Below are 23,249 nucleotides of genomic sequence, written 5' to 3' on the forward strand. Positions count from 1 at the left end.
TTAATCAAATCAATAAATAACACAACATTATGTTGTACCATTTATTCGCTAATGGTTAAGTTAGAAAGGGCGCACGGTGAATGCCTTGGCACTAGGAGCCGATGAAGGACGGGACTAACACCGATATGCTTCGGGGAGCTGTAAGTGAGCTTTGATCCGGAGATTTCCGAATGGGGAAACCCACTGTTCGTAATGGAACAGTATCTTTATCTGAATACATAGGATATTGAAGGCAGACCCGGGGAACTGAAACATCTAAGTACCCGGAGGAAGAGAAAGCAAATGCGATTTCCTGAGTAGCGGCGAGCGAAACGGAATTAGCCCAAACCAAGAGGCTTGCCTCTTGGGGTTGTAGGACACTCTATACGGAGTTACAAAGGAACGAAGTAAATGAAGCGACCTGGAAAGGTCCGTCGAAGAAGGTAACAACCCTGTAGTTGAAACTTCGTTCCCTCTTGAGTGGATCCTGAGTACGGCGGAACACGTGAAATTCCGTCGGAAGCTGGGAGGACCATCTCCCAAGGCTAAATACTACCTAGTGACCGATAGTGAACCAGTACCGTGAGGGAAAGGTGAAAAGCACCCCGGAAGGGGAGTGAAAGAGATCCTGAAACCGTGTGCCTACAAGTAGTCAGAGCCCGTTAACGGGTGATGGCGTGCCTTTTGTAGAATGAACCGGCGAGTTACGATCCCATGCAAGGTTAAGCTGATAAGGCGGAGCCGTAGCGAAAGCGAGTCTGAATAGGGCGTTTAGTATGTGGTTGTAGACCCGAAACCAGGTGATCTACCCATGTCCAGGGTGAAGTTCAGGTAACACTGAATGGAGGCCCGAACCCACGCACGTTGAAAAGTGCGGGGATGAGGTGTGGGTAGCGGAGAAATTCCAATCGAACCTGGAGATAGCTGGTTCTCTCCGAAATAGCTTTAGGGCTAGCCTCATGTTGTGAGAGTCTTGGAGGTAGAGCACTGATTGGACTAGGGGCCCCCAACGGGTTACCGAATTCAGTCAAACTCCGAATGCCAAAGACTTATCCATGGGAGTCAGACTGCGAGTGATAAGATCCGTAGTCAAAAGGGAAACAGCCCAGACCACCAGCTAAGGTCCCCAAGTATACGTTAAGTGGAAAAGGATGTGGAGTTGCTTAGACAACCAGGATGTTGGCTTAGAAGCAGCCACCATTTAAAGAGTGCGTAATAGCTCACTGGTCGAGTGACTCTGCGCCGAAAATGTACCGGGGCTAAACGTATCACCGAAGCTGTGGATTGACATCTTAGATGTCAGTGGTAGGAGAGCGTTCTAAGTGCTGTGAAGTCAGACCGTAAGGACTGGTGGAGCGCTTAGAAGTGAGAATGCCGGTATGAGTAGCGAAAGACAAGTGAGAATCTTGTCCACCGAATGCCTAAGGTTTCCTGAGGAAGGCTCGTCCGCTCAGGGTTAGTCGGGACCTAAGCCGAGGCTGAAAAGCGTAGGCGATGGCCAACAGGTTGATATTCCTGTACCACCTCCCCGCCGTTTGAGTAATGGGGGGACGCAGTAGGATAGGGTAAGCGCGCTGCTGGATATGCGCGTTCAAGCAGTTAGGCTGATGAGTAGGCAAATCCGCTCATCATAAAGGCTGAGCTGTGATGACGAGGGAATTATAGTACCGAAGTTCCTGATTCCACACTGCCAAGAAAAGCCTCTAGCGAGGCGGGAGGTGCCCGTACCGCAAACCGACACAGGTAGGCGAGGAGAGAATCCTAAGGTGATCGAGAGAACTCTCGTTAAGGAACTCGGCAAAATGACCCCGTAACTTCGGGAGAAGGGGTGCTCTGGTAGGGTGTATAGCCCGAGAGAGCCGCAGTGAATAGGCCCAGGCGACTGTTTAGCAAAAACACAGGTCTCTGCGAAGCCGCAAGGCGAAGTATAGGGGCTGACGCCTGCCCGGTGCTGGAAGGTTAAGAGGAGGGGTTATCCTTTGGGAGAAGCTCTGAATCGAAGCCCCAGTAAACGGCGGCCGTAACTATAACGGTCCTAAGGTAGCGAAATTCCTTGTCGGGTAAGTTCCGACCCGCACGAAAGGCGTAACGATCTGGGCACTGTCTCAACGAGAGACTCGGTGAAATTATAGTACCTGTGAAGATGCAGGTTACCCGCGACAGGACGGAAAGACCCCGTGGAGCTTTACTGTAGCCTGATATTGAATTTTGGTACAGCTTGTACAGGATAGGTAGGAGCCTGAGAAGCCGGAGCGCTAGCTTCGGTGGAGGCGTCGGTGGGATACTACCCTGGCTGTATTGAAATTCTAACCCGCGGCCCTGATCGGGCCGGGAGACAGTGTCAGGTGGGCAGTTTGACTGGGGCGGTCGCCTCCTAAAATGTAACGGAGGCGCCCAAAGGTTCCCTCAGAATGGTTGGAAATCATTCGTAGAGTGTAAAGGCACAAGGGAGCTTGACTGCGAGACCTACAAGTCGAGCAGGGACGAAAGTCGGGCTTAGTGATCCGGTGGTTCCGCATGGAAGGGCCATCGCTCAACGGATAAAAGCTACCCCGGGGATAACAGGCTTATCTCCCCCAAGAGTCCACATCGACGGGGAGGTTTGGCACCTCGATGTCGGCTCATCGCATCCTGGGGCTGTAGTCGGTCCCAAGGGTTGGGCTGTTCGCCCATTAAAGCGGTACGCGAGCTGGGTTCAGAACGTCGTGAGACAGTTCGGTCCCTATCCGTCGTGGGCGTAGGAAATTTGAGAGGAGCTGTCCTTAGTACGAGAGGACCGGGATGGACACACCGCTGGTGTACCAGTTGTCTTGCCAAAGGCATCGCTGGGTAGCTATGTGTGGACGGGATAAGTGCTGAAAGCATCTAAGCATGAAGCCCCCCTCAAGATGAGATTTCCCATAGCGCAAGCTAGTAAGATCCCTGAAAGATGATCAGGTTGATAGGTCAGAGGTGGAAGCGTGGCGACATGTGTAGCTGACTGATACTAATCGATCGAGGACTTAACCAAACTTTTAAAAGCGTAAGCTTTACTCAGCAAACTGTTACCTAGTTTTGAGAGAACAAAACTTTTCCAAAAAAGTCTTGCTTTCTTTATCAAATCATGTATAATATAATATGTCTGGTGGCGATAGCGAAGAGGTCACACCCGTTCCCATACCGAACACGGAAGTTAAGCTCTTTAGCGCCAATGGTAGTTGGGACTTTGTCCCTGTGAGAGTAGGACGTTGCCAGGCTATTATTATTCCACAGTAGCTCAGTGGTAGAGCTATCGGCTGTTAACCGATCGGTCGTAGGTTCGAGTCCTACCTGTGGAGCCAACTGGCCCGTTGGTCAAGCGGTTAAGACACCGCCCTTTCACGGCGGTAACACGGGTTCGAATCCCGTACGGGTCACCATTTATTTTTATCTACATAATAGTGGAGGATTAGCTCAGCTGGGAGAGCACCTGCCTTACAAGCAGGGGGTCGGCGGTTCGATCCCGTCATCCTCCACCACCGTGCCGGTGTAGCTCAACTGGTAGAGCAACTGACTTGTAATCAGTAGGTTGGGGGTTCAAGTCCTCTTGCCGGCACCATTTATATTGGAGGGGTAGCGAAGTGGCTAAACGCGGCGGACTGTAAATCCGCTCCTTCGGGTTCGGCAGTTCGAATCTGCCCCCCTCCACCATTTTTATTGGGCTATCGCCAAGCGGTAAGGCAACGGATTTTGATTCCGTCATGCGTTGGTTCGAATCCAGCTAGCCCAGCCATAGAGAGCCATTAGCTCAGTTGGTAGAGCATCTGACTTTTAATCAGAGGGTCGAAGGTTCGAGTCCTTCATGGCTCATTTTAATAAGCGGAAGTAGTTCAGTGGTAGAACACCACCTTGCCAAGGTGGGGGTCGCGAGTTCGAACCTCGTCTTCCGCTCCATTTCTATATAAAAAAGATATTGGGGCCTTAGCTCAGCTGGGAGAGCGCCTGCCTTGCACGCAGGAGGTCAGCGGTTCGATCCCGCTAGGCTCCACCATACATATAAACATACAACCTTTAAGCAAATTGCTTAAAGGTTTTTTTATGTAGTTTCTACAAATTAGAATTGTATATATATTCAAAAAAGTGTCGAGTTGAGCCATCGCTCATTTAGCCGTTACAATAGGAGAGTAGCAACATTTGTGATGGGGGGACATATTATGAATAAGCTTTCAATTATTGGAGTACCAATGGATTTAGGTCAAACTCGCCGAGGGGTCGATATGGGGCCAAGTGCGATACGATATGCAGGTGTTATTGAACGCATCGAGAATATTGGATATAGTGTAGAAGATAAAGGGAATATTGAAATTGCCTTAGCTGAACGAGTACATAGTGATGAAAATACAAACTTAAAGAATTTAAAAGCTGTAGCAGATGCTAGCGAGAGGCTTGCTCAGACCGTAAGTGATGTTATTACAAATAAAAGGTTTCCTTTAGTACTGGGGGGAGATCACAGCATCGCTATCGGAACACTAGCAGGAGTAAGTCGTCATTATAAAAACTTGGGCGTGATTTGGTATGATGCACACGGAGATTTGAATACAGCAGATACGTCTCCTTCAGGAAATATTCACGGTATGCCATTGGCGGCAAGTATAGGTATAGGAGACGACGCATTGACTCGAATTGGTGGTTATACACCTAAAGTCAAGCCGGAAAATATTGTGATTATCGGAGCACGTTCTTTAGATGAAGGAGAAAAAGAGTTAATAAAGGAAAAAGGGATTAAAGTGTATACGATGCATGAGATAGATCGAATGGGTATGACAAAAGTAATGGAAGAAACAATTTTATATTTGCGTGATAAAACAGATGGCGTTCATCTATCACTCGATTTAGATGGATTGGATCCACATGATGCACCTGGAGTAGGAACGCCAGTTATCGGTGGAATAAGCTACAGAGAAAGTCATTTAGCTATGGAGATGTTAGCAGAATCTCAGCTAATCACTTCTGCTGAGTTTGTGGAAGTAAATCCTATTTTAGATGAACGGAATAAAACAGCTACCGTAGCTGTTGCATTAATGGGCTCACTTTTAGGAGAGAAATTAGTATAAAACATTAGTACCTACCAAAAGGTACATGAAATATATATGAAGATAAAAAAAAGAAGCTCTTAGTTCGGATTCGAGAGCTTCTTTATATAGAGAAAAACTTTTCATATTCATTTAATAAACCATCTAGCTCTGAACTTACTCTCACTACTGTTAGTGATGATAAAGGGTTTTCTGCTGCAAGAGTGACCATGTTATTTCTACATTCTTCAATTTGATTCAAAAGGTTCTCTTTTGTATGAGTCAAGCTTTCCACTCCTCTTCTTTTCATCTATACTAATTACATAACCTACGTACGATCTTTTTAAACGTATTTGACAAATTTTTGTTAAAATAATTAAGCATAAGTGAAACTTTATGATAAAGTACACGTATATATACTATCCCGCAATGGGCGGAGGTAACCGTTACATGGATTTATTATTAAAAAGAAAAATAAAAAAAGTAAAAAAAGGTGACCAGGATGCGTTTGCTGACATAGTAGAATATCACAAGGATAAACTTTTTCATCTATGTTATCGAATGTTAGGAAACCGGGAAGAAGCGCAAGACGCTGCCCAAGAAGCGTTTATTCGAGCCTATGTAAATATTCATAGCTATGACACGAGTAAAAAGTTTTCCACCTGGTTATATCGAATTGCTACAAATCTTTGTATTGATCGAATTCGTAAAAAAAAGCCAGACTATTATTTAGATGCAGAAGTAGCCGGGACCGACGGGTTAAATATGTACTCTCAAATAGCTGCCGATCAGGCCTTACCAGAAGAAGAACTAGAGCAAGTAGAATTGCAAGAATTCATTCAGTCGGAAATATTAAAGCTACCTGAGAAATATCGAACTGTCATTGTCCTAAAATATATAGATGAGCTGTCGTTAAAAGAAATCAGCGATATTTTAGACCTGCCTCTTGGTACGGTAAAGACTAGAATTCATAGAGGACGTGAAGCTTTAAGAAATCGACTTCGCCACTTGTAAGGAGTGAACTAAGAATGAAATGTCCAAAAATGTATGTAAATCTCATTCATGAGCATTTAGATGGAGATATTACAAAAGAAAATGAACTGTTATTAAAAGAGCATTTGCATCAATGCAAAGATTGTCAGCAGCATATGCATCAGTTAAAAAGAACCATTGCATTTGTGCAAAGCACTTCTCATATAGAATTACCTATGAACTTTACAGCAGGTGTCATGGCTGGGTTACCACGTGAGAAGAATCGAATTCGAATGAATAGATGGTTTACAAACCACCCGATTCTTAGTGCAGCTGCTGTATTTGTGCTGTTAATGTCCGGCACCGTGTTTTCAGCTTGGGAAACGGATGAAGACTTTTCTGTTTCAAAGCAGTCGAACTTGGTCATTCACGATAAAACAGTCGTTGTACCAAAAGGTGAGACCGTCAAAGGTGATATTACTGTGAGAAATGGCGATATTAAAATTGAAGGAAAAGTAGATGGAAACGTTACTGTTATACATGGTGATAAGTATCTAGCTTCTGCAGGAGAAGTGACAGGCAATATTGAAGAGTTAGACAAGATTTTTGACTGGGTATGGTATAACGTCAAAACTCACGCCAAACAAGCTGTTGACTTTTAATAGTTGAAACATAAAATCGTCCGCTTATCTTGTTAGAGAGGAACAGTGGACGGTTTTATTTATATAAAAAGAAGGCTACATTATATAGGAACAAGGATTTAAAAATAAGATGTAATTTACAGTGTAATTTTGTTTTATGGTATAATAAAACGGTTATGTTATCTTTATTACATATATAGAGGAAGTGAGAAGATGCCTATTGGAGACCTGCCAATCCTCTCATATTTAGGAAAAATTGTTGATGTTCTCCTGGTATGGTTCGTCATATATAAATTAATTATGGTCATAAGAGGTACAAAAGCAGTACAGCTTTTAAAAGGAATCACGGTGATTTTAGTTGTTCGCTTTATAAGTAACTTCCTTGGACTAAATACGCTGCAATGGTTAATGGACCAAGCGTTAACGTATGGGTTTTTAGCTATCATTATTATCTTCCAGCCAGAGCTGCGCCGAGCGCTTGAACAGCTTGGGAGAGGACGTTTGTTTTCACGCAGTAATTTGCCTGAAGAAGATGAGCGTACCGTTACGATTGAGGCGATTATAAAAGCAACGCATTATATGGCTAAAAGACGCATAGGTGCATTGATCTCAATCGAAAGAGAGACGGGTATGGGTGATTATATTGAAACAGGTATACCGCTCAACTCGAATATTTCTTCTGAATTATTAATCAACTTATTTATACCAAATACACCACTTCATGATGGAGCGGTTATTTTACAGCGGGATCAAGTAGCCGCTGCAGCATGTTACTTACCTTTATCTGAAAGTCCTTTTATTTCAAAAGAATTAGGTACTCGCCATCGTGCTGCTGTAGGAATAAGTGAAGTAACAGATAGTGTGACTGTTATTGTATCTGAAGAAACTGGAGGCATTTCCGTTACCAAAAATGGTGAATTGTATCGTGAATTGACAATTGATACATTAAGAGAAATGCTAGAAAAAGAATTAGTCACAACTTCTAAAGCAACTTCTTCCACTCGTTGGCAATGGAGGTTGAAGAAGAATGGATAAATTGATGAATCGATCGTGGGTTATGAAAATTATCGCGTTGCTGTTAGCCTTCATGTTATATTTATCTGTTAATTTAGATGATGGTGCCAGTTCATCAAATAAGATTCTGAACCGAAGCAGTTCTGCCAACACTGGAGTAGAAACATTAACAGATGTTCCAGTTCAAGTATCCTATAATGAGAAGAACAGAATTGTAAGAGGTGTTCCGGATACGGTTATTATGACACTGGAAGGTCCTAAAAATATTTTGGCTCAAACAAAGTTACAAAAAGATTATCAAGCTTATATTGACCTTGATAATTTAAGCTTAGGGCAGCATAGAGTCAAGGTTCAGTATCGAAATATCTCTGATAATTTAAACGTAGTGGTTAAGCCTGATATTGTAAACGTAACAATTGAAGAACGCGATTCAAAACAGTTTTCAGTAGAGGCAAGCTATGATAAAAACAAGGTCAAGAATGGATATGAAGCAGGGGAAGCAAGCGTTAGTCCAAGAGCCGTCACGGTAACGGGCGCATCAAGTCAATTAGATCAAGTTGCTTATGTGAAAGCTATTATTGATTTAGATAATGCTTCAAAAACAGTGACGAAACAAGCAACTGTTGTCGCACTAGACAAGAATTTAAATAAATTGAATGTAACAGTTCAACCAGAAACGGTCAATGTAACAATCCCAGTGAGAAATATTAGTAAAAAAGTGCCGATCGATGTGATTCAAGAAGGCACGCCAGGCGACGGTGTCAACATTACGAAGCTAGAGCCTAAAACAGATACAGTGAAAATTATCGGTCCATCTGATTCTTTAGAAAAAATCGATAAAATTGATAATATTCCAGTCGATGTTACCGGTATTACGAAATCTAAAGATATTAAGGTGAACGTCCCTGTTCCAGACGGAATAGATAGTGTAAGTCCTAAACAAATTACCGTTCATGTGGAAGTAGACAAACAAGGTGATGAGAAAGACGCAGAAGAAACGGACGCAAGTGCAGCTGAGACTAAGTCATTTAAGAATTTACCGGTTTCTTTAACTGGTCAATCCTCAAAGTACACGTATGAACTGCTTTCTCCTACTTCAGTAGATGCGGATGTAAAAGGACCAAAATCTGATTTAGATAAGTTGACGAAAAGCGGCATTAGCTTGTCAGCGAATGTAGGGAATTTATCTGCCGGGGAGCACACGGTTCCTATTATAATAAATAGTCCCGACTCCGTTACATCAACTCTATCGACTAAACAGGCAAAAGTTCGTGTAACAGCGAAAAAACAATCAGGGACAAATGATGAGCAAACAGATGATAAAGAAACAAGTGGAAGTACGAGCGATAAAGAAACAAAGCCAGACACGGGAACTGGATCAGGAACAAATCCTGGGACGGGAAATTCAGGTGATTCAGCTGATAAACCAAGCGAAGAGACTGATACACCTGAAGACAATACAGATACACCAACAGATAGTACAGAAACTGGTGACGACAGTAGTAATCAAAGTGATGAAAATTCTACACCCGTAGATGGACAGACAGATAATACATCAGGAAACTAAATGTTTTGACATGAAGGAGAGAAAATTAATGGGTAAGTATTTTGGAACAGACGGAGTACGAGGAGTTGCCAATAGTGAATTAACTCCTGAGCTTGCTTTTAAAATTGGACGCTTAGGTGGTTACGTTCTAACAAAAGATTCAGAGCGACCAAAAGTATTAATCGGACGCGATACACGCGTTTCTGGTCATATGTTAGAAGGAGCGCTTGTTGCAGGATTGCTTTCAATTGGAGCAGAAGTTATGCGACTAGGCGTTATTTCAACTCCAGGGGTAGCGTATTTAACAAAAGCACTTGGCGCACAAGCAGGAGTCATGATCTCTGCTTCGCATAACCCAGTTCAAGATAACGGAATTAAATTCTTTGGTCCAGATGGATTTAAACTTTCAGATGCCCAAGAGAATGAAATTGAAGCGTTAATGGATAGTGACACAGATCAATTACCAAGACCTGTTGGGGGAGACTTAGGTCAGGTAAATGACTACTTCGAAGGTGGACAAAAATATCTTCAATACTTAAAACAAACGGTTGATGAAGACTTCTCAGGTATTCATGTGGCATTAGACTGTGCGCACGGGGCAACGTCATCTTTAGCAGCACATTTATTTGCAGATCTAGATGCAGATATTTCTACAATGGGGGCATCTCCAAACGGATTAAACATCAATGACGGTGTAGGATCTACACATCCGGAAGCATTAAGTGCCTTCTTAAAAGAAAAAGGAGCAGATGTTGGGTTAGCATTTGATGGAGACGGAGATCGTTTAATCGCAATCGATGAAAAAGGCGAGATTGTAGACGGTGATCAAATCATGTTCATTTGTGCAAAATACTTGTATGAACAAGGACGTTTAAAGAAAAACACGCTTGTTTCTACCGTTATGAGTAACTTAGGCTTCTATAAAGCACTAGAAGCTAGCGGGATTGAAAGTGCACAAACTGGTGTGGGCGACCGTTATGTAGTGGAAGAAATGAAAGCTAATCAATATAACCTAGGTGGAGAACAGTCAGGTCATATTATTTTCTTAGATTACAACACAACAGGTGACGGTATGCTTTCAGCTATTCAGCTTGTAAACATTATGCAAGCAACGAAAAAGCCTTTATCAGAATTAGCAGCTGAAATGAAGAAATATCCTCAGCTTCTTGTAAATGTAAAAGTAACAGATAAGCATCATGTTACAGATAACGAGAAGGTAAAAGTGGTTATTGAAGAAGTGGAAAAAGAAATGAACGGTAATGGCCGAGTACTTGTACGCCCTTCAGGAACAGAGCCGTTAGTGCGTGTGATGGTTGAAGCACAAACACAAGAAGAATGTGAAACTTATGTAACGCGTATCGTAGAAGTAGTAAAAGAAGAAATGGGCTTAGAGTAATTCATTAATTATATGCATAAGCGGTGACGTTTCAAGCCGTTTATGCATATTTTTATATTGTTGAGAAAAATTCTTGGAAATTATCTGATGCCAAAGGCTGTTTTTGCAGATAATAAAGAAGATAATTGACGTTTTCTCACTTCTTATTGTAATATTAAATCTGTTCGTCTCTTAATTTATGTAAAGGAGTGAACAATCTATTTTAAAAGTGAATACAAAGCGCCTGAACTAAGTAAAGGGACGGAAACGACTTAGTTGACGAGGAGGAGGTTTATCGAAGTATCGGCGGATGCCTCCCGGTTGTTGATTATCACGGCCGAAAACTTGATGTGAAAAACAATGAGGTGACTTATTGGACAAAAGCATTGAGATGATAATCATTGATGATGAAAAGAGACTCTCTTTTCATACATGAAGGAGGATTTTATCTATGTGCGGAATTGTAGGATATATTGGAACAGAAGATTCGAAAGAAATTTTATTACGTGGTCTTGAAAAGTTAGAATATCGTGGCTATGACTCAGCGGGTATTGCAGTTGTTAACAATGAAGGCGTACACGTATTCAAAGAAAAAGGCCGTATTGCAGAATTGCGTCAGGCAGTAGATAACAGTGTTGTAGCACCAGCAGGTATCGGTCATACGCGTTGGGCAACTCATGGTGTACCAAGCCAAGAAAATGCTCACCCGCATCAAAGTACATCTGGACGCTTCACACTTGTGCATAACGGTGTAATTGAAAACTATGCTATTTTGAAACGTGAATATTTACAAGATGTAACGTTCAAAAGCGAAACGGATACAGAAGTAATCGTTCAGTTAATTGAAAAAATCGCAGCAGAAGGCTTAGATGTAGAAGAAGCGTTCCGTAAGACAGTGAGCTTGCTTCACGGTTCTTATGCACTAGCTCTTGTTGATAACAAAGATAAAAATACAATCTACGTAGCTAAAAACAAAAGCCCGCTTCTTGTAGGTGTTGGCGAAGGATTTAACGTTGTAGCGAGCGATGCTATGGCAATGCTTCAAGTAACAGATCAATACGTAGAATTAATGGATAAAGAAACAGTAATTGTTACAAAAGAAGGCGTAACAATTAAAACGCTTGATGGTGAAGTGGTAGAAAGAGCACCTTATACAGCAGAGCTTGATGCAAGTGATATTGAAAAAGGTACGTACCCTCACTATATGTTAAAAGAAATTGATGAGCAGCCTTTAGTTGTTCGTAAAATCATTCAAGAGTATCAAAATGAGAACAATGAACTGCACATTGATGCAGACATTTTAGGAGCAATGGATGAAGCAGACCGCATCTATATCGTAGCATGTGGAACAAGCTATCATGCAGGCCTAGTAGGTAAACAATTCATTGAAACGTGGGCGAAGGTTCCAGTAGAAGTGCACGTAGCAAGTGAATTCTCTTATAACATGCCGCTTTTATCTGAAAAGCCATTGTTTATCTTTATCTCTCAAAGTGGAGAAACAGCTGACAGCCGTGCAGTATTAGTTCAAATTAAAGAACTAGGTTACAAAGCGTTAACAATCACAAACGTTCCGGGATCAACATTATCTCGTGAATCTGATTATACGTTATTACTTCATGCAGGTCCGGAAATTGCTGTAGCATCAACAAAAGCTTACACAGCTCAATTAGCAGTGCTATCAATTCTAGCGGCTGTAACAGCAAAAACACGCGGCATTGAATTAGAATTTGATTTAGTTCAAGAGTTAGCAATCGTAGCAAACACAATGGAAGTACTTTGCGACGACAAAGAAGAAATGGAAAGCATTGCTCTTCAATTCTTAGCAACAACTCGCAACGCATTCTTTATTGGACGTTCTGTCGATTATTATGTAGGTTTAGAAGGTGCGTTAAAACTAAAAGAAATCTCTTACATCCAAGCAGAAGGATTTGCTGGAGGAGAGCTTAAGCACGGAACAATCGCTTTAATTGAAAACAATACGCCAATTATTGCATTAGCAACACAAGAGCATGTAAACTTAAGCATCCGTGGTAACGTAAAAGAAGTAGTAGCACGTGGAGCTAATCCTTGTATCATTTCAATGAAAGGATTAGAAACAGAAGAAGATCGCTACGTGATTCCGAAAGTTCATGAAACACTTTCACCATTAGCAGCGGTTATTCCTTTACAATTAATCTCTTACTACGCTGCACTGCACCGCGATTGTGATGTAGATAAACCACGTAACTTAGCAAAATCAGTTACTGTAGAATAATAAGGTTCTAGACACCCTTCTACTATAGAAGGGTGTTTTTGTATATCCGAGAAAGAGAACAAACACTTGTTTTATCATAAGTCTCATTGAGCTAAAAAATATATTTGCTTGCTCCATTTATTTTATATAATGAAATAGGTAAAGGAACGAACCTCAGCTATTAAAAAGGATGTGGAAAGCATTAGTGGATTGGCTCAAAGTATAAAGTACGTGTTGAGAGGCATCTTTTTTGTCTTGTATTTTCCCTTTTATTTTGTATTTCAAGTCTTTTGTAAAATATGGATATATTTCATCGCTCAGCCCCTCATGTGGATAGGAAAAAGAATCATTCAACCTATCTTTTATTTCATTTGGATATACATCATACGTTTTCTGTTCGTCTACCCTATTTCTTGGCTATGGAATGAGATAATATATCCTTGTATTCTCTTTGTTTGGAAACGATGTTTTTTGCCTATAACTAGATTTATATGGAGGTATGCCGTATATCCTATATTGTATTTAGTTTGTTACCCTTGTTATCTTTTTTGGAAATACCTTGTGCTGCCTTTTTACAATGAAATTGTTCTTCCTGTGCTTTCATTCTGTCAGCGTATCTTTTTCTGTTTCTGGAAGGGATTTAAGTGGATCGGAATTCATATAATCTATTACCCTTTACGCTGGTTTTGGATGACATGTATATATAACCCCCTTAAAAAAGTGTATATCAAAATCATTCAGCCTGTTCTCAAATGGTTTTCTCATTTATTTAGTTAACGAAATATACCAAAAGATTGCTTTTCTTTTTTAAGTATTAAACTCGAAAGATAAGAGGGAATTGATGTATAATAAAAACGGATATATCATTGCCTATTTATTTTATTAGATTCAATTTTGAAAGAGAGTGAAACAATATGGGCCGTAAGTGGAACAATATTAAAGAAAAGAAAGCGTCAAAAGATGCTAATACAAGTCGTATATATGCCAAGTTTGGCCGTGAAATTTATGTGGCTGCGAAACAAGGCGAGCCAGATCCAGAATCAAACCAAGCGTTAAAAGTTGTATTAGAACGCGCGAAAACATACAATGTGCCAAAAGCAATTATTGATCGTGCGATTGAAAAAGCAAAAGGCGGATCAGAAGAAAATTACGATAATCTTCGTTACGAAGGTTTTGGACCAAATGGCTCAATGGTTATCGTAGATGCTCTTACGAATAACGTAAACAGAACAGCTTCAGACGTGCGTGCTGCTTTTGGTAAAAACGGCGGTAATATGGGAGTAAGCGGATCAGTAGCGTACATGTTTGATCCAACAGCTGTTATTGGTGTAGAAGGTAAGGATGAAGAAGAGACGCTAGAACTGTTAATGGAAGCAGATGTAGACGTGCGTGACATTTTAGAAGAAGAAGATTCTGTAATTGTTTATGCTGATCCGGATCAATTCCATGCGGTACAAAAAGCGTTCAACGATGCTGGTATTACGGAATTTACAGTAGCTGAGCAAACGATGCTTGCTCAAAATGATGTCACTCTTCCTGAAGATGCACAAGCTCAGTTTGAAAAAATGATTGATGCATTAAGAGGACTTAGAAGACGTGCAGCAAGTATATCACAACGTTGATTTAGGATAATAGTGAAAGAGGCAGACCTATCAAAGAGGTCTGTCTTTTTTTTATAGGCCGTGTGAAAAGCATCTATTGACCCTTTCTCTTCGTTTGGAATATGGTAAGATAATGAATTAAGAATAGAAAATAGTAGAATTTTATAAGAGATAAATGGAGGGAAAGCAGTTGAAAAAATTAATGGTGGGGATGGCGTTAACGGCTACACTTGCAACGGCTGTAACGCCTGGCTTTGGCTCAATTGGGGGAAATCAAGGAAAGGCATATGCAGCGACAGTTACATATAAAGTAACGGCAAGCAAGCTAAATGTGAGAAGCGGAGCGGGAACGAATTACGGGATTATCGGCAGCGTAGTGAAAGATCAAATGCTATCTGTGGTGAGTAAAAGCGGAAGCTGGTACAAAATTAACTATAACGGTCGCACGGGCTACGTAAGCAGTGATTATGTACAAGCATCAGGAACAACAACGCCGCCAGCAGAAAGCACAACGTACACAGTAACGGCAAGCACGCTGAATGTAAGAAGCGGAGCAGGCACTAGCTATGCGTCTATAGGAAGTGTGACAAAAGGCCAGAAGCTGTCTGTGGTGAGCAAAAGCGGAAGCTGGTACAAAATTAACTATAACGGTCGCACGGGCTACGTAAGCAGCGATTATGTACAAGCATCAGGAACAACAACGCCGCCAGCAGAAAGCACAACGTACACAGTAACGGCAAGCACGCTGAACGTAAGAAGCGGAGCGGGCACTAGCTATGCGTCTATAGGAAGTGTGACAAAAGGCCAGAAGCTGTCTGTAGTGAGCAAAAGCGGAAGCTGGTACAAAATTAATTACAACGGCCGCACAGGCTATGTAAGCAGTGACTATGTACAGGCTTCAGCTACAGCGTCTCCAAAGCTCGTAGTCGATTCTTTTAAAACGCTAGGTAACGCTCAGCAAGTCATCTTGGTTACAGCAGATAACTACGATACGAAGTCTGCTAAAATTCAAACGTTTGAAAAAGTTGATGGGAAATGGAAGCAAGTTTTAACTGCGAACGGTGTACTTGGGCAAAAAGGATTCACTTTATCGAAAAAAGAAGGAGATATGGAATCTCCGACAGGGAAATATACAATTGGCACAGCATTCGGACGCTATGAAAATCCTGGAACTAAGCTTCCATATCGAAAGATTACAGCAAATGATGTGTGGGTAGACGATTCAAAAAGTTCTCTATATAATACGTGGCAGCAAAAGCCGGCTAATGGCCGCTGGACGAGCGCTGAGAACATGGACATCCCGGCTTACGATTATGGGTTTGTCATTAATTATAATGAATCTAGAACGCCAGGAAATGGAAGTGCAATCTTCTTCCATGTAGGAACAAATTATACCGCAGGATGTACGGCTACTTCTAAAGAACAAGTTGTCTCTATTTTAAAATGGTTAAATCCAGAGAAAAATCCGGTTATTATTCAATCTCCTGTAAGTGAATTAGATAAATATTAAGTTAGAAAGCAGCTGAACTTTTACAGTTCAGCTGCTTTTTTATGTAATTAAAAGCTTTGTCTGTCTGTGGTACGACAAAGTTAGTTTTCCTATTCATTGAATGAAAGCGTTTAATCTCTTACGATTAAAGTATCATCACGTAGAGAAAGGAAGAGAGCAAATGGCTCAATCTAATATAAAAGTAGCTGTACAAAAGTTTGGGAACTTTCTAAGTTCAATGGTTATGCCAAATATCGGAGCATTTATTGCATGGGGACTTATTACTGCTTTATTTATTCCAACAGGCTTTTTTCCAAATGAAAGCCTTGCCAAACTAGTGGATCCAATGGTCAAGTATTTGCTTCCGCTGCTAATTGGCTATACAGGAGGAAAGCTTGTACACGATCAGCGCGGAGGCGTTGTAGGTGCTATCGCGACCATGGGCGTCATCGTTGGATCTGATATTCCGATGTTTCTAGGCGCTATGATTATGGGACCGCTTGGCGGTTATATCATCAAGAAGTTTGATCAGTTTATTGAAGGTAAAGTCAAAACAGGATTCGAGATGTTAATTAATAATTTCTCAGCAGGTATTCTTGGAGGAATTCTAGCAATTCTAGCCTTTTTAGGAGTTAGTCCAGCAGTGGACGGATTTACAGGTGCGCTTGTAGTGGGTGTAGATTGGATGGTTGCACATGGCCTTCTTCCACTTACAAGTATTCTAATTGAACCAGCTAAAATTTTATTCTTAAACAATGCTATTAATCACGGTATCTTATCTCCGATCGGAGCAGAACAAATTCGAACAAATGGACAGTCCATTCTATTGTTATTAGAAACAAACCCTGGTCCGGGGTTAGGAATTCTGTTAGCGTATTGCTTCTTTGGAAAAGGAACAGCAAAACAGTCAGCGCCGGGAGCGGCCATCATTCATTTTATTGGCGGAATTCACGAAATTTACTTCCCTTACGTTTTAATGCGTCCGCTTCTAATCATTGCGGCTATTTTAGGAGGAATGAGCGGCGTATTTACATTTGTTCTTTTAGGCGGAGGCTTACAAGCGGTTGCTTCACCAGGAAGTATCTTAGCTATTTTGGCTGCTACACCAGGTAATGCAGGCAGCTATGTTGCAAATATCTCAGGTGTTCTCGTTGCAGCCGTCGTATCGTTTATTGTAGGATCACTCATTTTAAAAACAGGTAAGCAGTCCGAAGATTTAGATGAAGCAGCTCGCAAAATGCAAGAGATGAAGGGCAAGAAGAGTTCTGTAGCAGGAAGCTTTACAAAACAGCAAGGCGAAGTACCAGCAAGCGTTCAGAAAATTGTTTTTGCCTGTGACGCAGGTATGGGATCGAGTGCGATGGGCGCCTCTCTTCTTCGCAAGAAAGTTAAACAAGCAGATTTAAATATTTCGGTAACGAATACAGCGATCAGTAATATTCCAAGTGATGCTCAAATCGTTATTACACAGGAAGAGCTAACGCCAAGAGCTCAAAACAAAGTTCCAGATGCGTATCATATCTCGGTTGATAATTTTCTATCTAGTCCGGAATATGACAAACTAATTGATCAACTAAAAAATGATCATACTACTTCTAAAGCGGAAGAAGAAAAGAGAGTATCTGCAGAAAATAATACAGATAGTAATGATGGTTTATTAAAAGAAGAAAACGTTTTCTTGAATCAGCACTTTTCTTCTAAGGAAGAAGCAATTCGATTTGCAGGAAGCGTGTTAGTAAAAGGCGGATATGTAGAAGAAAACTACGTTGAAGCGATGATTGATCGCGACAATATGACTTCTACTTATATGGGAAATGACGTAGCGATTCCGCACGGTACAGAAGAAGCGAAAAAGAACGTTTTAAGATCCGGTTTTACAGTGATTCAAGTGCCAGAAGGCGTTGATTTTGATGGTGAGAAAGTTCGTTTGATTTTTGGAATTGCCGGAAAAGACGGCACCCATTTAGAAATTTTATCTGGTATCGCGATTACATGTTCTGATATGGACAATATTGAAAAGATGGTTCATGCCAAATCAGCTAAAGAATTAATGGCTATTATTCAAAGTAACTAACGGGATAGAAAGGCATGAAGATGCCTTTTTATCCTTTGTTTATAAATAAGAAAAGAGTTGATGTTCTTGTTTATTACTTCAAGAGAAAAATCAATCATTGAGTTAATTATTAAAACGGCAGGAAAGCATACAGCACTTACACTTGCTACTTTTTTGAATGTAAGTGTAAGAACCGTTCACCGAGATTTGAAGGCAATTGAATCAATACTTAAAAAATTTGATTTGGAGCTGATTCGTACACAAGATGAAGGCCTAATGATTGAAGGTAAAAATGAACAAATTTTTCGTCTTATCCAAGAGCTGATGAAGATTAAAACGACGGATCAGTCTCCACAGGAAAGAAAATTAATTCTTTTAATTCTTCTTCTAGAAGAAGGAGATTCATTTAAATTACAAACGCTGGCCAAAGACTTAGAAGTAAGTATCACTACACTAACTGCTTATTTAGATGAATTAACAGAGTGGTTAACCACATTTGACGTTCTCCTTCATCGAAAAAGAGGGGTGGGAGTAGAGGTTCAAGCTACTGAAGCCAATAAACGGAAAGCATTAGCTAATTATTTTCTTGTTCACTTTAATGAAGAGTTAATTGAGTGCTTGTTTTTAGCAGAAGATCAGCAGCATACGGATGAAACAATTTTGCATTATTTTTATCCGGATTATTTGGCAGAAGTAGACCGAATTGTACATCAAGCGATTAATCAGCATCATTCTAAGCTGGCTGACAGCGATTATATAGGGCTCATTGTTCATATTTGCATTATGATACAGCGAACGAAAAAGCAAATGTATCTAGAAGACGACGGCGGCCAAACGGAAGAGCTGGTAAGTGAAATGTTCTTAATGAAGGATATTTGCCGCGAAATTGAAAGGGTATTTTCTCTTTCTTTTACAGAAAAAGATATTCATTTCTTAGCAGTGCGGCTACGTGCAGCAAAATTCCAAACTACTAGAGACGTATATTACGACAGCGTAGTGGTTGGGCAGATTATTAAGAATATGATTGCTCATGTTTCTGTTCAGCTTAACACCGACTTAACCGGTGATTTTTCCCTTTATCAAGGGTTACTTGCTCATATGGAACCGGCAATTTTTCGCCTTAAGCAAAAAATGGAGCTTTTTAATCCATTAACAGAAGAGATTAAGAAAAAGTATCCTGTTTTATTTATGGCTGTGAGAAACAGTATCGATCAAGAGCTGCCGGATTTAGTTTTTCCAGATGATGAAGTGGCATATCTTGTTTTGCATTTTGGTTCAACGCTAGTGCTAAAAGAAGAAGTCATGGAAATTCAGGCACTGATTGTATGTCCAACTGGAATTGGCACCTCGAAAATGTTAGCTAGCCGTATTCGTAAAGAGATTCCGGAGATTAATTCAGTTGTCATTAAATCGGTAAAAGAAATCAAAGAAGCCGCGCTTGAAGGGTATGACGTAGTGATTTCAACAGTAAGACTGCCTTTTTTAAATGTCGATTACATTTTAGTCAATCCACTCTTAACCGAAGAGGATATTCAATCCGTCCAGAATTTTTTACAGAAAAACATTCAAAAGTTAACCAAGGATAAGGACTATCGTTCGTTCCAATATAAAAATAAGACCGTTTCTACAAAAAAGCCGTCTTTTGAGGAAACGATGAAACAAATTAAAGATGTGCATGGAAGTATCGAATCAATTCTTCAAAACCTTAGAATGTATCGATTTTCGGATGCAGTGAGTCACGATCAAGTGATTTCGCACGTAGTACGCGCCGCTGAAAAAGAACGTTTAATAACCAATGCCAGCTGCGTTATTCATCAGCTTAAGGAACGAGAAAACAAGGGCGGTTTAGGCATTCCGCAAACGAGTATGGCACTGTTCCATTGCCGTGAACATCACGTGAAAGAGCTGATTTTTCAAGTTTCACATTTAGAACAGCCTTGCACAGTTAAAGGTATGGACGGAACAAACATGCAGGCGCGTAACCTTCTATTAATGCTCGCACCTGAAGAGTTAAGTGAAGCACAGCAAGAAATCTTAAGTTTAATTAGTACCAGTTTAATTGAAGACCATGAAGCAATGATGATTTTTTCGTCTTCGAACGAAGAGATAATTCGCAAAAAGCTAGAGGATACGTTTCATGAGTACCTTCGAAATAATTTGATAAAGGAATGATTTTTGTGAAGCAAGCAGTTCATTTTGGAGCAGGCAATATTGGTCGAGGATTCATTGGGGCATTGTTTTCTCAAAGCAACTATCACGTCACATTCGTAGATATTGCTGAAAAGGTTATTAATCAGTTAAACGCAGATAAAGGGTATAACGTAGTGACAGCTGCAGAGCACGCGGAGACATTAGCTGTTCAAAACGTATCTGGTTTAAATAATCTGACACAAGAACAAGCCGTCATTAAAGCGATTAAAGAAGCAACGTACATTACGACGGCCATCGGACCGAACGTTCTGCCGCGAATTGCTCCTTTAATTGCTAAAGGTTTGGCTGAACGTGTAAAAACAAGCGACGAAAATGTATATGTGATTGCATGTGAAAATCAAATCTCTGCGACAGATTTATTAAAAGGCTATATTTTTGACGCGCTGGATGAAGAGACAAAAGCTCATATGATAAATAAGGTCTTTTTCTTTAATTCAGCTGTAGATCGTATCGTGCCTATTCAGCATAACCAAGGTTCGCTTGATGTTTTAGTAGAATCCTATTATGAATGGGTAGTAGAGGCACCTGAAGATATTCCTTTTGTAGAAGGAATGACGATTGTGCCTGACCTTGCTCCTTTTATTGAAAGAAAGTTATTTACAGTGAATACGGGACACGCGGTAATTGCATATTTTGGTTATTTAAAAGGAAAAGAAACGATTGATCAAACGTTAAGAGATTCAGATATTTACGAACAAGTACAGCAAACGCTACAAGAAACAGGAAACTATCTAATTAAAAGATATGACTTAGATAGAGAGGAACACGAAGCCTATATTACTAAAATCATTGAACGCTTTAAAAATCCTCATTTAAATGATTCAGTTAAAAGGGTAGGAAGAGCGCCAATTCGCAAGCTTGGACCTCAGGATCGCTTGATTCGTCCAGCGCTAGAAGCAAAAAAAGTGGGCCTTTCTTACACCTACTTGGCAAAGGCTATCGCCGCTGCGCTTTTATTTAACCCGCAAGAAGATAAAGAGGCTATGAAGCTTCAAGCGAATATTCATGAGTATGGTATTGAGTACGTGTTAAAAGAGGTTAGTGGGTTAGAGGCAAGTGATGATTTAACAAAAGAAATCATTGCTCAATATAATGCTTTAAAGTCGTGAATGAATTTAGTGCGTGTAAACAGTCCATTTTAAATGGGCTGTTTTTCTTTTAGCAGAAAGGGAATGTTTGTGTATAGGAGGATGATAAAATGGTAGCTATTACACACGTTGGGTTAGCTGTGCCTGATGTAGAAGAAGCCGTGCAGTGGTATGAAAAAGTTTTAGGTTTTAAGCTGATTGCTGGTCCCTATACGTTTAATGCGGAGGAAGAACAAGCTGAAAATATGACTCAAGATTTACTGGGGTCTCATATCAAAAAAATGAAAAATGCTCACATGACAGCTGACAACCAGGTAGGCATTGAACTGTTTGAATTTAATAAGCCGCAAATGCCGCTTGTATTAAAAGACAGCGATGAGCAGTATCAAAGTTATTTTCACATGTGTTTAATAGCCGATGACGTGGAAAAATTAGCGGATAAAATTGAACAATCAGGCGGTAAAAAGCGCAGCCAAGTATGGAATACAAGACCTGAAAAACCTTATTACTTAATTTATTGCGAAGATCCGTTTGGGAATATTATTGAGCTATATTCACACAGTACGGAGCTCATGTATGGGAATAGAGAAGAATAAAAGCTTATCCAGATTTCTTGGATAAGCTTTTATTCTTTCATGGCTGCCCGTAGACGTATACCTTTGCCAGCTCTTCGAAGGTTTTTGATGAATAGGTAATAGTTACAGATGTTCCTACTGCCACTTTATCAAATAATTCTTCGATATCCGCATTATGCATTCGTACGCAGCCGTGGCTTACATATTTGCCGATGCTATCTTCTGAGTTATTGCCGTGAATAGCGTATGTGTCGCCGGTTGTGCCGTTTGCATTAAGCCCTAGCCAGCGAGAGCCAAGAGGATTATTAGGAGCGCCTCCTGCAATATGCCCTGTATAGTAAGGGCGATTTTTAATTTTGTTAACAATCTTGAAAAAGCCTACCGGCGTATCGCTCCATGTTTTTCCCGTAGCTACTGAATACGTCTTTTCTAACTTTCCATTATGAAAATAAGCAAGCTGATTTGTTTTTTTATTAATAATAATTAAATCTCCACTTGTTGCGTTTTCACTTGCATTCGCCGCACTTGCTGTATAAGAAATGCTGATAATAGCTGCGAGGCATAAAGCAGCTGCTCGCAGTATAATTTTTCTCACGTTCTAGCCATCTCCTCTATTGTTCGTTTACATATTTGATGAATTACATGCTATTAGTGTATAAAAGGAAAATGGACTGAATATGAACCTTTCCTGAAGGAAAACTGAAAGTGCATTTTATTTATAAGCGAATATAAAGTAAAAATCTGGGCAGAAATACAACTAAAGGTCTGGTATATATCTCATAAAAAAGAGAAAAGTGAAAATGCACCTTGTATGTTTAATTTAGGATGTATTATCATGAAAGTTTGAAATGAAGGGCAGGAGGTGGAAGAAACAGATGCTTAAAGAATTTAAAGAGTTTGCTTTGCGTGGAAATGTATTGGATTTAGCTGTCGGTGTTATTATTGGAGCGGCATTTGGAAAAATTGTAACGTCTCTTGTAAATGATATTATTATGCCGCTGATTGGTTTGTTGTTAGCAGGGATAGACTTTAAAGATTTATCCTTCACGGTTGGAAAAGCTACGGTATTATATGGATCTTTTATTCAAACAATTGTTGATTTCTTAATTGTCGCATTCTCGATTTTCTTATTTGTTCGTTTCTTTAATCGTTTTAAGAGAAAAGAAGAAGAGAAAGTAGAGGAGGAAATGGCTGTTCTGTCAAAAGAAGAAGAGATTTTAACAGAAATTCGTGATCTGCTAAAAGCAGAAGCAGTGAAAGAGCGTTCATAACAACAATTTTTACATATGTATAAAACGGCTAAGAGGCCCGTCTTTTCATAAGAAAAGCGGGCTTTTTTCGTGTGGAATTTCTCGGGAAATGTTAGTGGTATAATCATGGGAAAATTAGGCGTGAAAGTGAGAGAGATAGGAATGTTAAAATCATATTAAAAGTGTTAAGAT

15 protein-coding genes, 9 tRNA genes, 2 rRNA genes and 1 pseudogene are annotated in these 23,249 nt (G+C 40.3%); 25 read left to right on the forward strand and 2 right to left on the reverse strand.

Features of this window, described 5'->3' with window-relative positions:
* Nucleotides 1-53 precede the first annotated feature (53 nt).
* The 12 genes from JNUCC25_RS00905 (at nucleotide 54) to rocF (ending at nucleotide 5,051) form a co-directional block, all read left to right on the forward strand.
* Nucleotides 54-2,989: ribosomal RNA gene (locus tag JNUCC25_RS00905) — 23S ribosomal RNA — on the forward strand.
* A 110-nt stretch (nucleotides 2,990-3,099) separates the two neighbouring features.
* Nucleotides 3,100-3,215, forward strand: a 5S ribosomal RNA gene (gene rrf / locus JNUCC25_RS00910).
* A 9-nt stretch (nucleotides 3,216-3,224) separates the two neighbouring features.
* Nucleotides 3,225-3,299: transfer RNA gene (locus JNUCC25_RS00915), tRNA-Asn, on the forward strand.
* Nucleotides 3,300-3,302: 3 nt separating this feature from the next.
* Nucleotides 3,303-3,377: transfer RNA gene (locus JNUCC25_RS00920), tRNA-Glu, on the forward strand.
* 23 nt (nucleotides 3,378-3,400) lie between these two features.
* Nucleotides 3,401-3,476: transfer RNA gene (locus tag JNUCC25_RS00925), tRNA-Val, on the forward strand.
* A 4-nt stretch (nucleotides 3,477-3,480) separates the two neighbouring features.
* Nucleotides 3,481-3,556 (forward strand) — tRNA-Thr (locus JNUCC25_RS00930).
* Nucleotides 3,557-3,564: 8 nt separating this feature from the next.
* Nucleotides 3,565-3,648, forward strand: a tRNA-Tyr gene (locus JNUCC25_RS00935).
* Nucleotides 3,649-3,655: 7 nt separating this feature from the next.
* Nucleotides 3,656-3,730, forward strand: a tRNA-Gln gene (locus JNUCC25_RS00940).
* A 4-nt stretch (nucleotides 3,731-3,734) separates the two neighbouring features.
* Nucleotides 3,735-3,807, forward strand: a tRNA-Lys gene (locus tag JNUCC25_RS00945).
* A gap of 9 nt (nucleotides 3,808-3,816) precedes the next feature.
* Nucleotides 3,817-3,891 (forward strand) — tRNA-Gly (locus JNUCC25_RS00950).
* 21 nt (nucleotides 3,892-3,912) lie between these two features.
* A tRNA-Ala gene (locus tag JNUCC25_RS00955) sits at nucleotides 3,913-3,988 on the forward strand.
* A 163-nt stretch (nucleotides 3,989-4,151) separates the two neighbouring features.
* Nucleotides 4,152-5,051 carry an arginase gene (rocF, locus tag JNUCC25_RS00960; protein WP_013054967.1) on the forward strand — a complete coding sequence of 300 codons (900 nt, stop codon included), beginning with the start codon at nucleotides 4,152-4,154 and terminating at the stop codon, nucleotides 5,049-5,051.
* An 82-nt stretch (nucleotides 5,052-5,133) separates the two neighbouring features.
* On the opposite strand, the gene JNUCC25_RS00965 is transcribed toward rocF, so the two are convergent.
* Nucleotides 5,134-5,295, reverse strand: coding sequence for an aspartyl-phosphate phosphatase Spo0E family protein (locus JNUCC25_RS00965; protein WP_013054968.1), 162 nt, complete (start codon nucleotides 5,293-5,295; stop codon nucleotides 5,134-5,136).
* Nucleotides 5,296-5,459: 164 nt separating this feature from the next.
* On the opposite strand from JNUCC25_RS00965, the gene sigW reads away from it, so the two are divergent.
* The 12 genes and pseudogenes from sigW (at nucleotide 5,460) to JNUCC25_RS01025 (ending at nucleotide 21,828) form a co-directional block, all read left to right on the forward strand.
* Entirely contained in the window at nucleotides 5,460-6,023 is a 564-nt protein-coding gene (gene sigW / locus JNUCC25_RS00970) for an RNA polymerase sigma factor SigW (protein ID WP_013054969.1), read from the forward strand.
* Between the two features lie 14 nt (nucleotides 6,024-6,037).
* Nucleotides 6,038-6,643, forward strand: a complete 606-nt coding sequence (locus tag JNUCC25_RS00975) for an anti-sigma factor family protein (RefSeq protein WP_013054970.1) — start codon at nucleotides 6,038-6,040, stop codon at nucleotides 6,641-6,643.
* A 192-nt stretch (nucleotides 6,644-6,835) separates the two neighbouring features.
* Entirely contained in the window at nucleotides 6,836-7,657 is an 822-nt protein-coding gene (gene cdaA / locus JNUCC25_RS00980) for a diadenylate cyclase CdaA (protein ID WP_013054971.1), read from the forward strand.
* Nucleotides 7,650-9,203: a CdaR family protein gene (locus JNUCC25_RS00985; protein ID WP_029325464.1), complete on the forward strand. Its 1,554-nt coding sequence runs from the start codon at nucleotides 7,650-7,652 to the stop codon at nucleotides 9,201-9,203. The genes cdaA and JNUCC25_RS00985 overlap by 8 nt, the downstream gene beginning before the upstream one ends.
* A gap of 28 nt (nucleotides 9,204-9,231) precedes the next feature.
* The gene (glmM, locus tag JNUCC25_RS00990) at nucleotides 9,232-10,578 is read left to right on the forward strand and encodes a phosphoglucosamine mutase (RefSeq protein WP_013054973.1); all 1,347 of its coding nucleotides are present in this window, start codon (nucleotides 9,232-9,234) and stop codon (nucleotides 10,576-10,578) included.
* Nucleotides 10,579-11,008: 430 nt separating this feature from the next.
* Nucleotides 11,009-12,811 (forward strand): glutamine--fructose-6-phosphate transaminase (isomerizing), encoded by a 1,803-nt coding sequence (gene glmS / locus JNUCC25_RS00995; RefSeq protein WP_013054974.1) that lies wholly within the window; start codon nucleotides 11,009-11,011, stop codon nucleotides 12,809-12,811.
* A gap of 893 nt (nucleotides 12,812-13,704) precedes the next feature.
* Nucleotides 13,705-14,422 (forward strand): annotated as a pseudogene (locus JNUCC25_RS01000) (YebC/PmpR family DNA-binding transcriptional regulator).
* A 159-nt stretch (nucleotides 14,423-14,581) separates the two neighbouring features.
* On the forward strand, nucleotides 14,582-15,901 hold the full coding sequence (locus JNUCC25_RS01005) for an SH3 domain-containing protein (protein ID WP_454222667.1): 1,320 nt from the start codon (nucleotides 14,582-14,584) through the stop codon (nucleotides 15,899-15,901).
* 160 nt (nucleotides 15,902-16,061) lie between these two features.
* Complete coding sequence (locus JNUCC25_RS01010; protein ID WP_013054978.1) at nucleotides 16,062-17,954, forward strand: PTS mannitol transporter subunit IICBA; 1,893 nt, start codon at nucleotides 16,062-16,064, stop codon at nucleotides 17,952-17,954.
* 60 nt (nucleotides 17,955-18,014) lie between these two features.
* Nucleotides 18,015-20,105 carry a BglG family transcription antiterminator gene (locus JNUCC25_RS01015; RefSeq protein WP_035439658.1) on the forward strand — a complete coding sequence of 697 codons (2,091 nt, stop codon included), beginning with the start codon at nucleotides 18,015-18,017 and terminating at the stop codon, nucleotides 20,103-20,105.
* A gap of 5 nt (nucleotides 20,106-20,110) precedes the next feature.
* Nucleotides 20,111-21,253 carry a mannitol-1-phosphate 5-dehydrogenase gene (locus JNUCC25_RS01020; protein WP_029325466.1) on the forward strand — a complete coding sequence of 381 codons (1,143 nt, stop codon included), beginning with the start codon at nucleotides 20,111-20,113 and terminating at the stop codon, nucleotides 21,251-21,253.
* A gap of 89 nt (nucleotides 21,254-21,342) precedes the next feature.
* On the forward strand, nucleotides 21,343-21,828 hold the full coding sequence (locus JNUCC25_RS01025; protein WP_013054981.1) for a VOC family protein: 486 nt from the start codon (nucleotides 21,343-21,345) through the stop codon (nucleotides 21,826-21,828).
* 37 nt (nucleotides 21,829-21,865) lie between these two features.
* On the opposite strand, the gene JNUCC25_RS01030 is transcribed toward JNUCC25_RS01025, so the two are convergent.
* Nucleotides 21,866-22,402, reverse strand: a complete 537-nt coding sequence (locus JNUCC25_RS01030) for a L,D-transpeptidase (protein WP_454222669.1) — start codon at nucleotides 22,400-22,402, stop codon at nucleotides 21,866-21,868.
* Between the two features lie 280 nt (nucleotides 22,403-22,682).
* Here JNUCC25_RS01030 and mscL point away from each other — a divergent pair, with 280 nt between their 5' ends.
* Nucleotides 22,683-23,078 carry a large conductance mechanosensitive channel protein MscL gene (mscL, locus tag JNUCC25_RS01035; protein WP_013054983.1) on the forward strand — a complete coding sequence of 132 codons (396 nt, stop codon included), beginning with the start codon at nucleotides 22,683-22,685 and terminating at the stop codon, nucleotides 23,076-23,078.
* Nucleotides 23,079-23,249: the final 171 nt, after the last annotated feature.

The organism is Priestia sp. JNUCC 25, from assembly GCF_053667915.1.

Coding starts and splice junctions, on each gene's coding strand:
- rocF (WP_013054967.1), top strand. CDS start 4,152: ATGAATAAGCTTTCAATTATTGGAGTACCAATGGATTTAGGTCAAACT.
- sigW (WP_013054969.1), top strand. CDS start 5,460: ATGGATTTATTATTAAAAAGAAAAATAAAAAAAGTAAAAAAAGGTGAC.
- JNUCC25_RS00975 (WP_013054970.1), top strand. CDS start 6,038: ATGAAATGTCCAAAAATGTATGTAAATCTCATTCATGAGCATTTAGAT.
- cdaA (WP_013054971.1), top strand. CDS start 6,836: ATGCCTATTGGAGACCTGCCAATCCTCTCATATTTAGGAAAAATTGTT.
- JNUCC25_RS00985 (WP_029325464.1), top strand. CDS start 7,650: ATGGATAAATTGATGAATCGATCGTGGGTTATGAAAATTATCGCGTTG.
- glmM (WP_013054973.1), top strand. CDS start 9,232: ATGGGTAAGTATTTTGGAACAGACGGAGTACGAGGAGTTGCCAATAGT.
- glmS (WP_013054974.1), top strand. CDS start 11,009: ATGTGCGGAATTGTAGGATATATTGGAACAGAAGATTCGAAAGAAATT.
- JNUCC25_RS01010 (WP_013054978.1), top strand. CDS start 16,062: ATGGCTCAATCTAATATAAAAGTAGCTGTACAAAAGTTTGGGAACTTT.
- JNUCC25_RS01015 (WP_035439658.1), top strand. CDS start 18,015: ATGTTCTTGTTTATTACTTCAAGAGAAAAATCAATCATTGAGTTAATT.
- JNUCC25_RS01025 (WP_013054981.1), top strand. CDS start 21,343: ATGGTAGCTATTACACACGTTGGGTTAGCTGTGCCTGATGTAGAAGAA.
- mscL (WP_013054983.1), top strand. CDS start 22,683: ATGCTTAAAGAATTTAAAGAGTTTGCTTTGCGTGGAAATGTATTGGAT.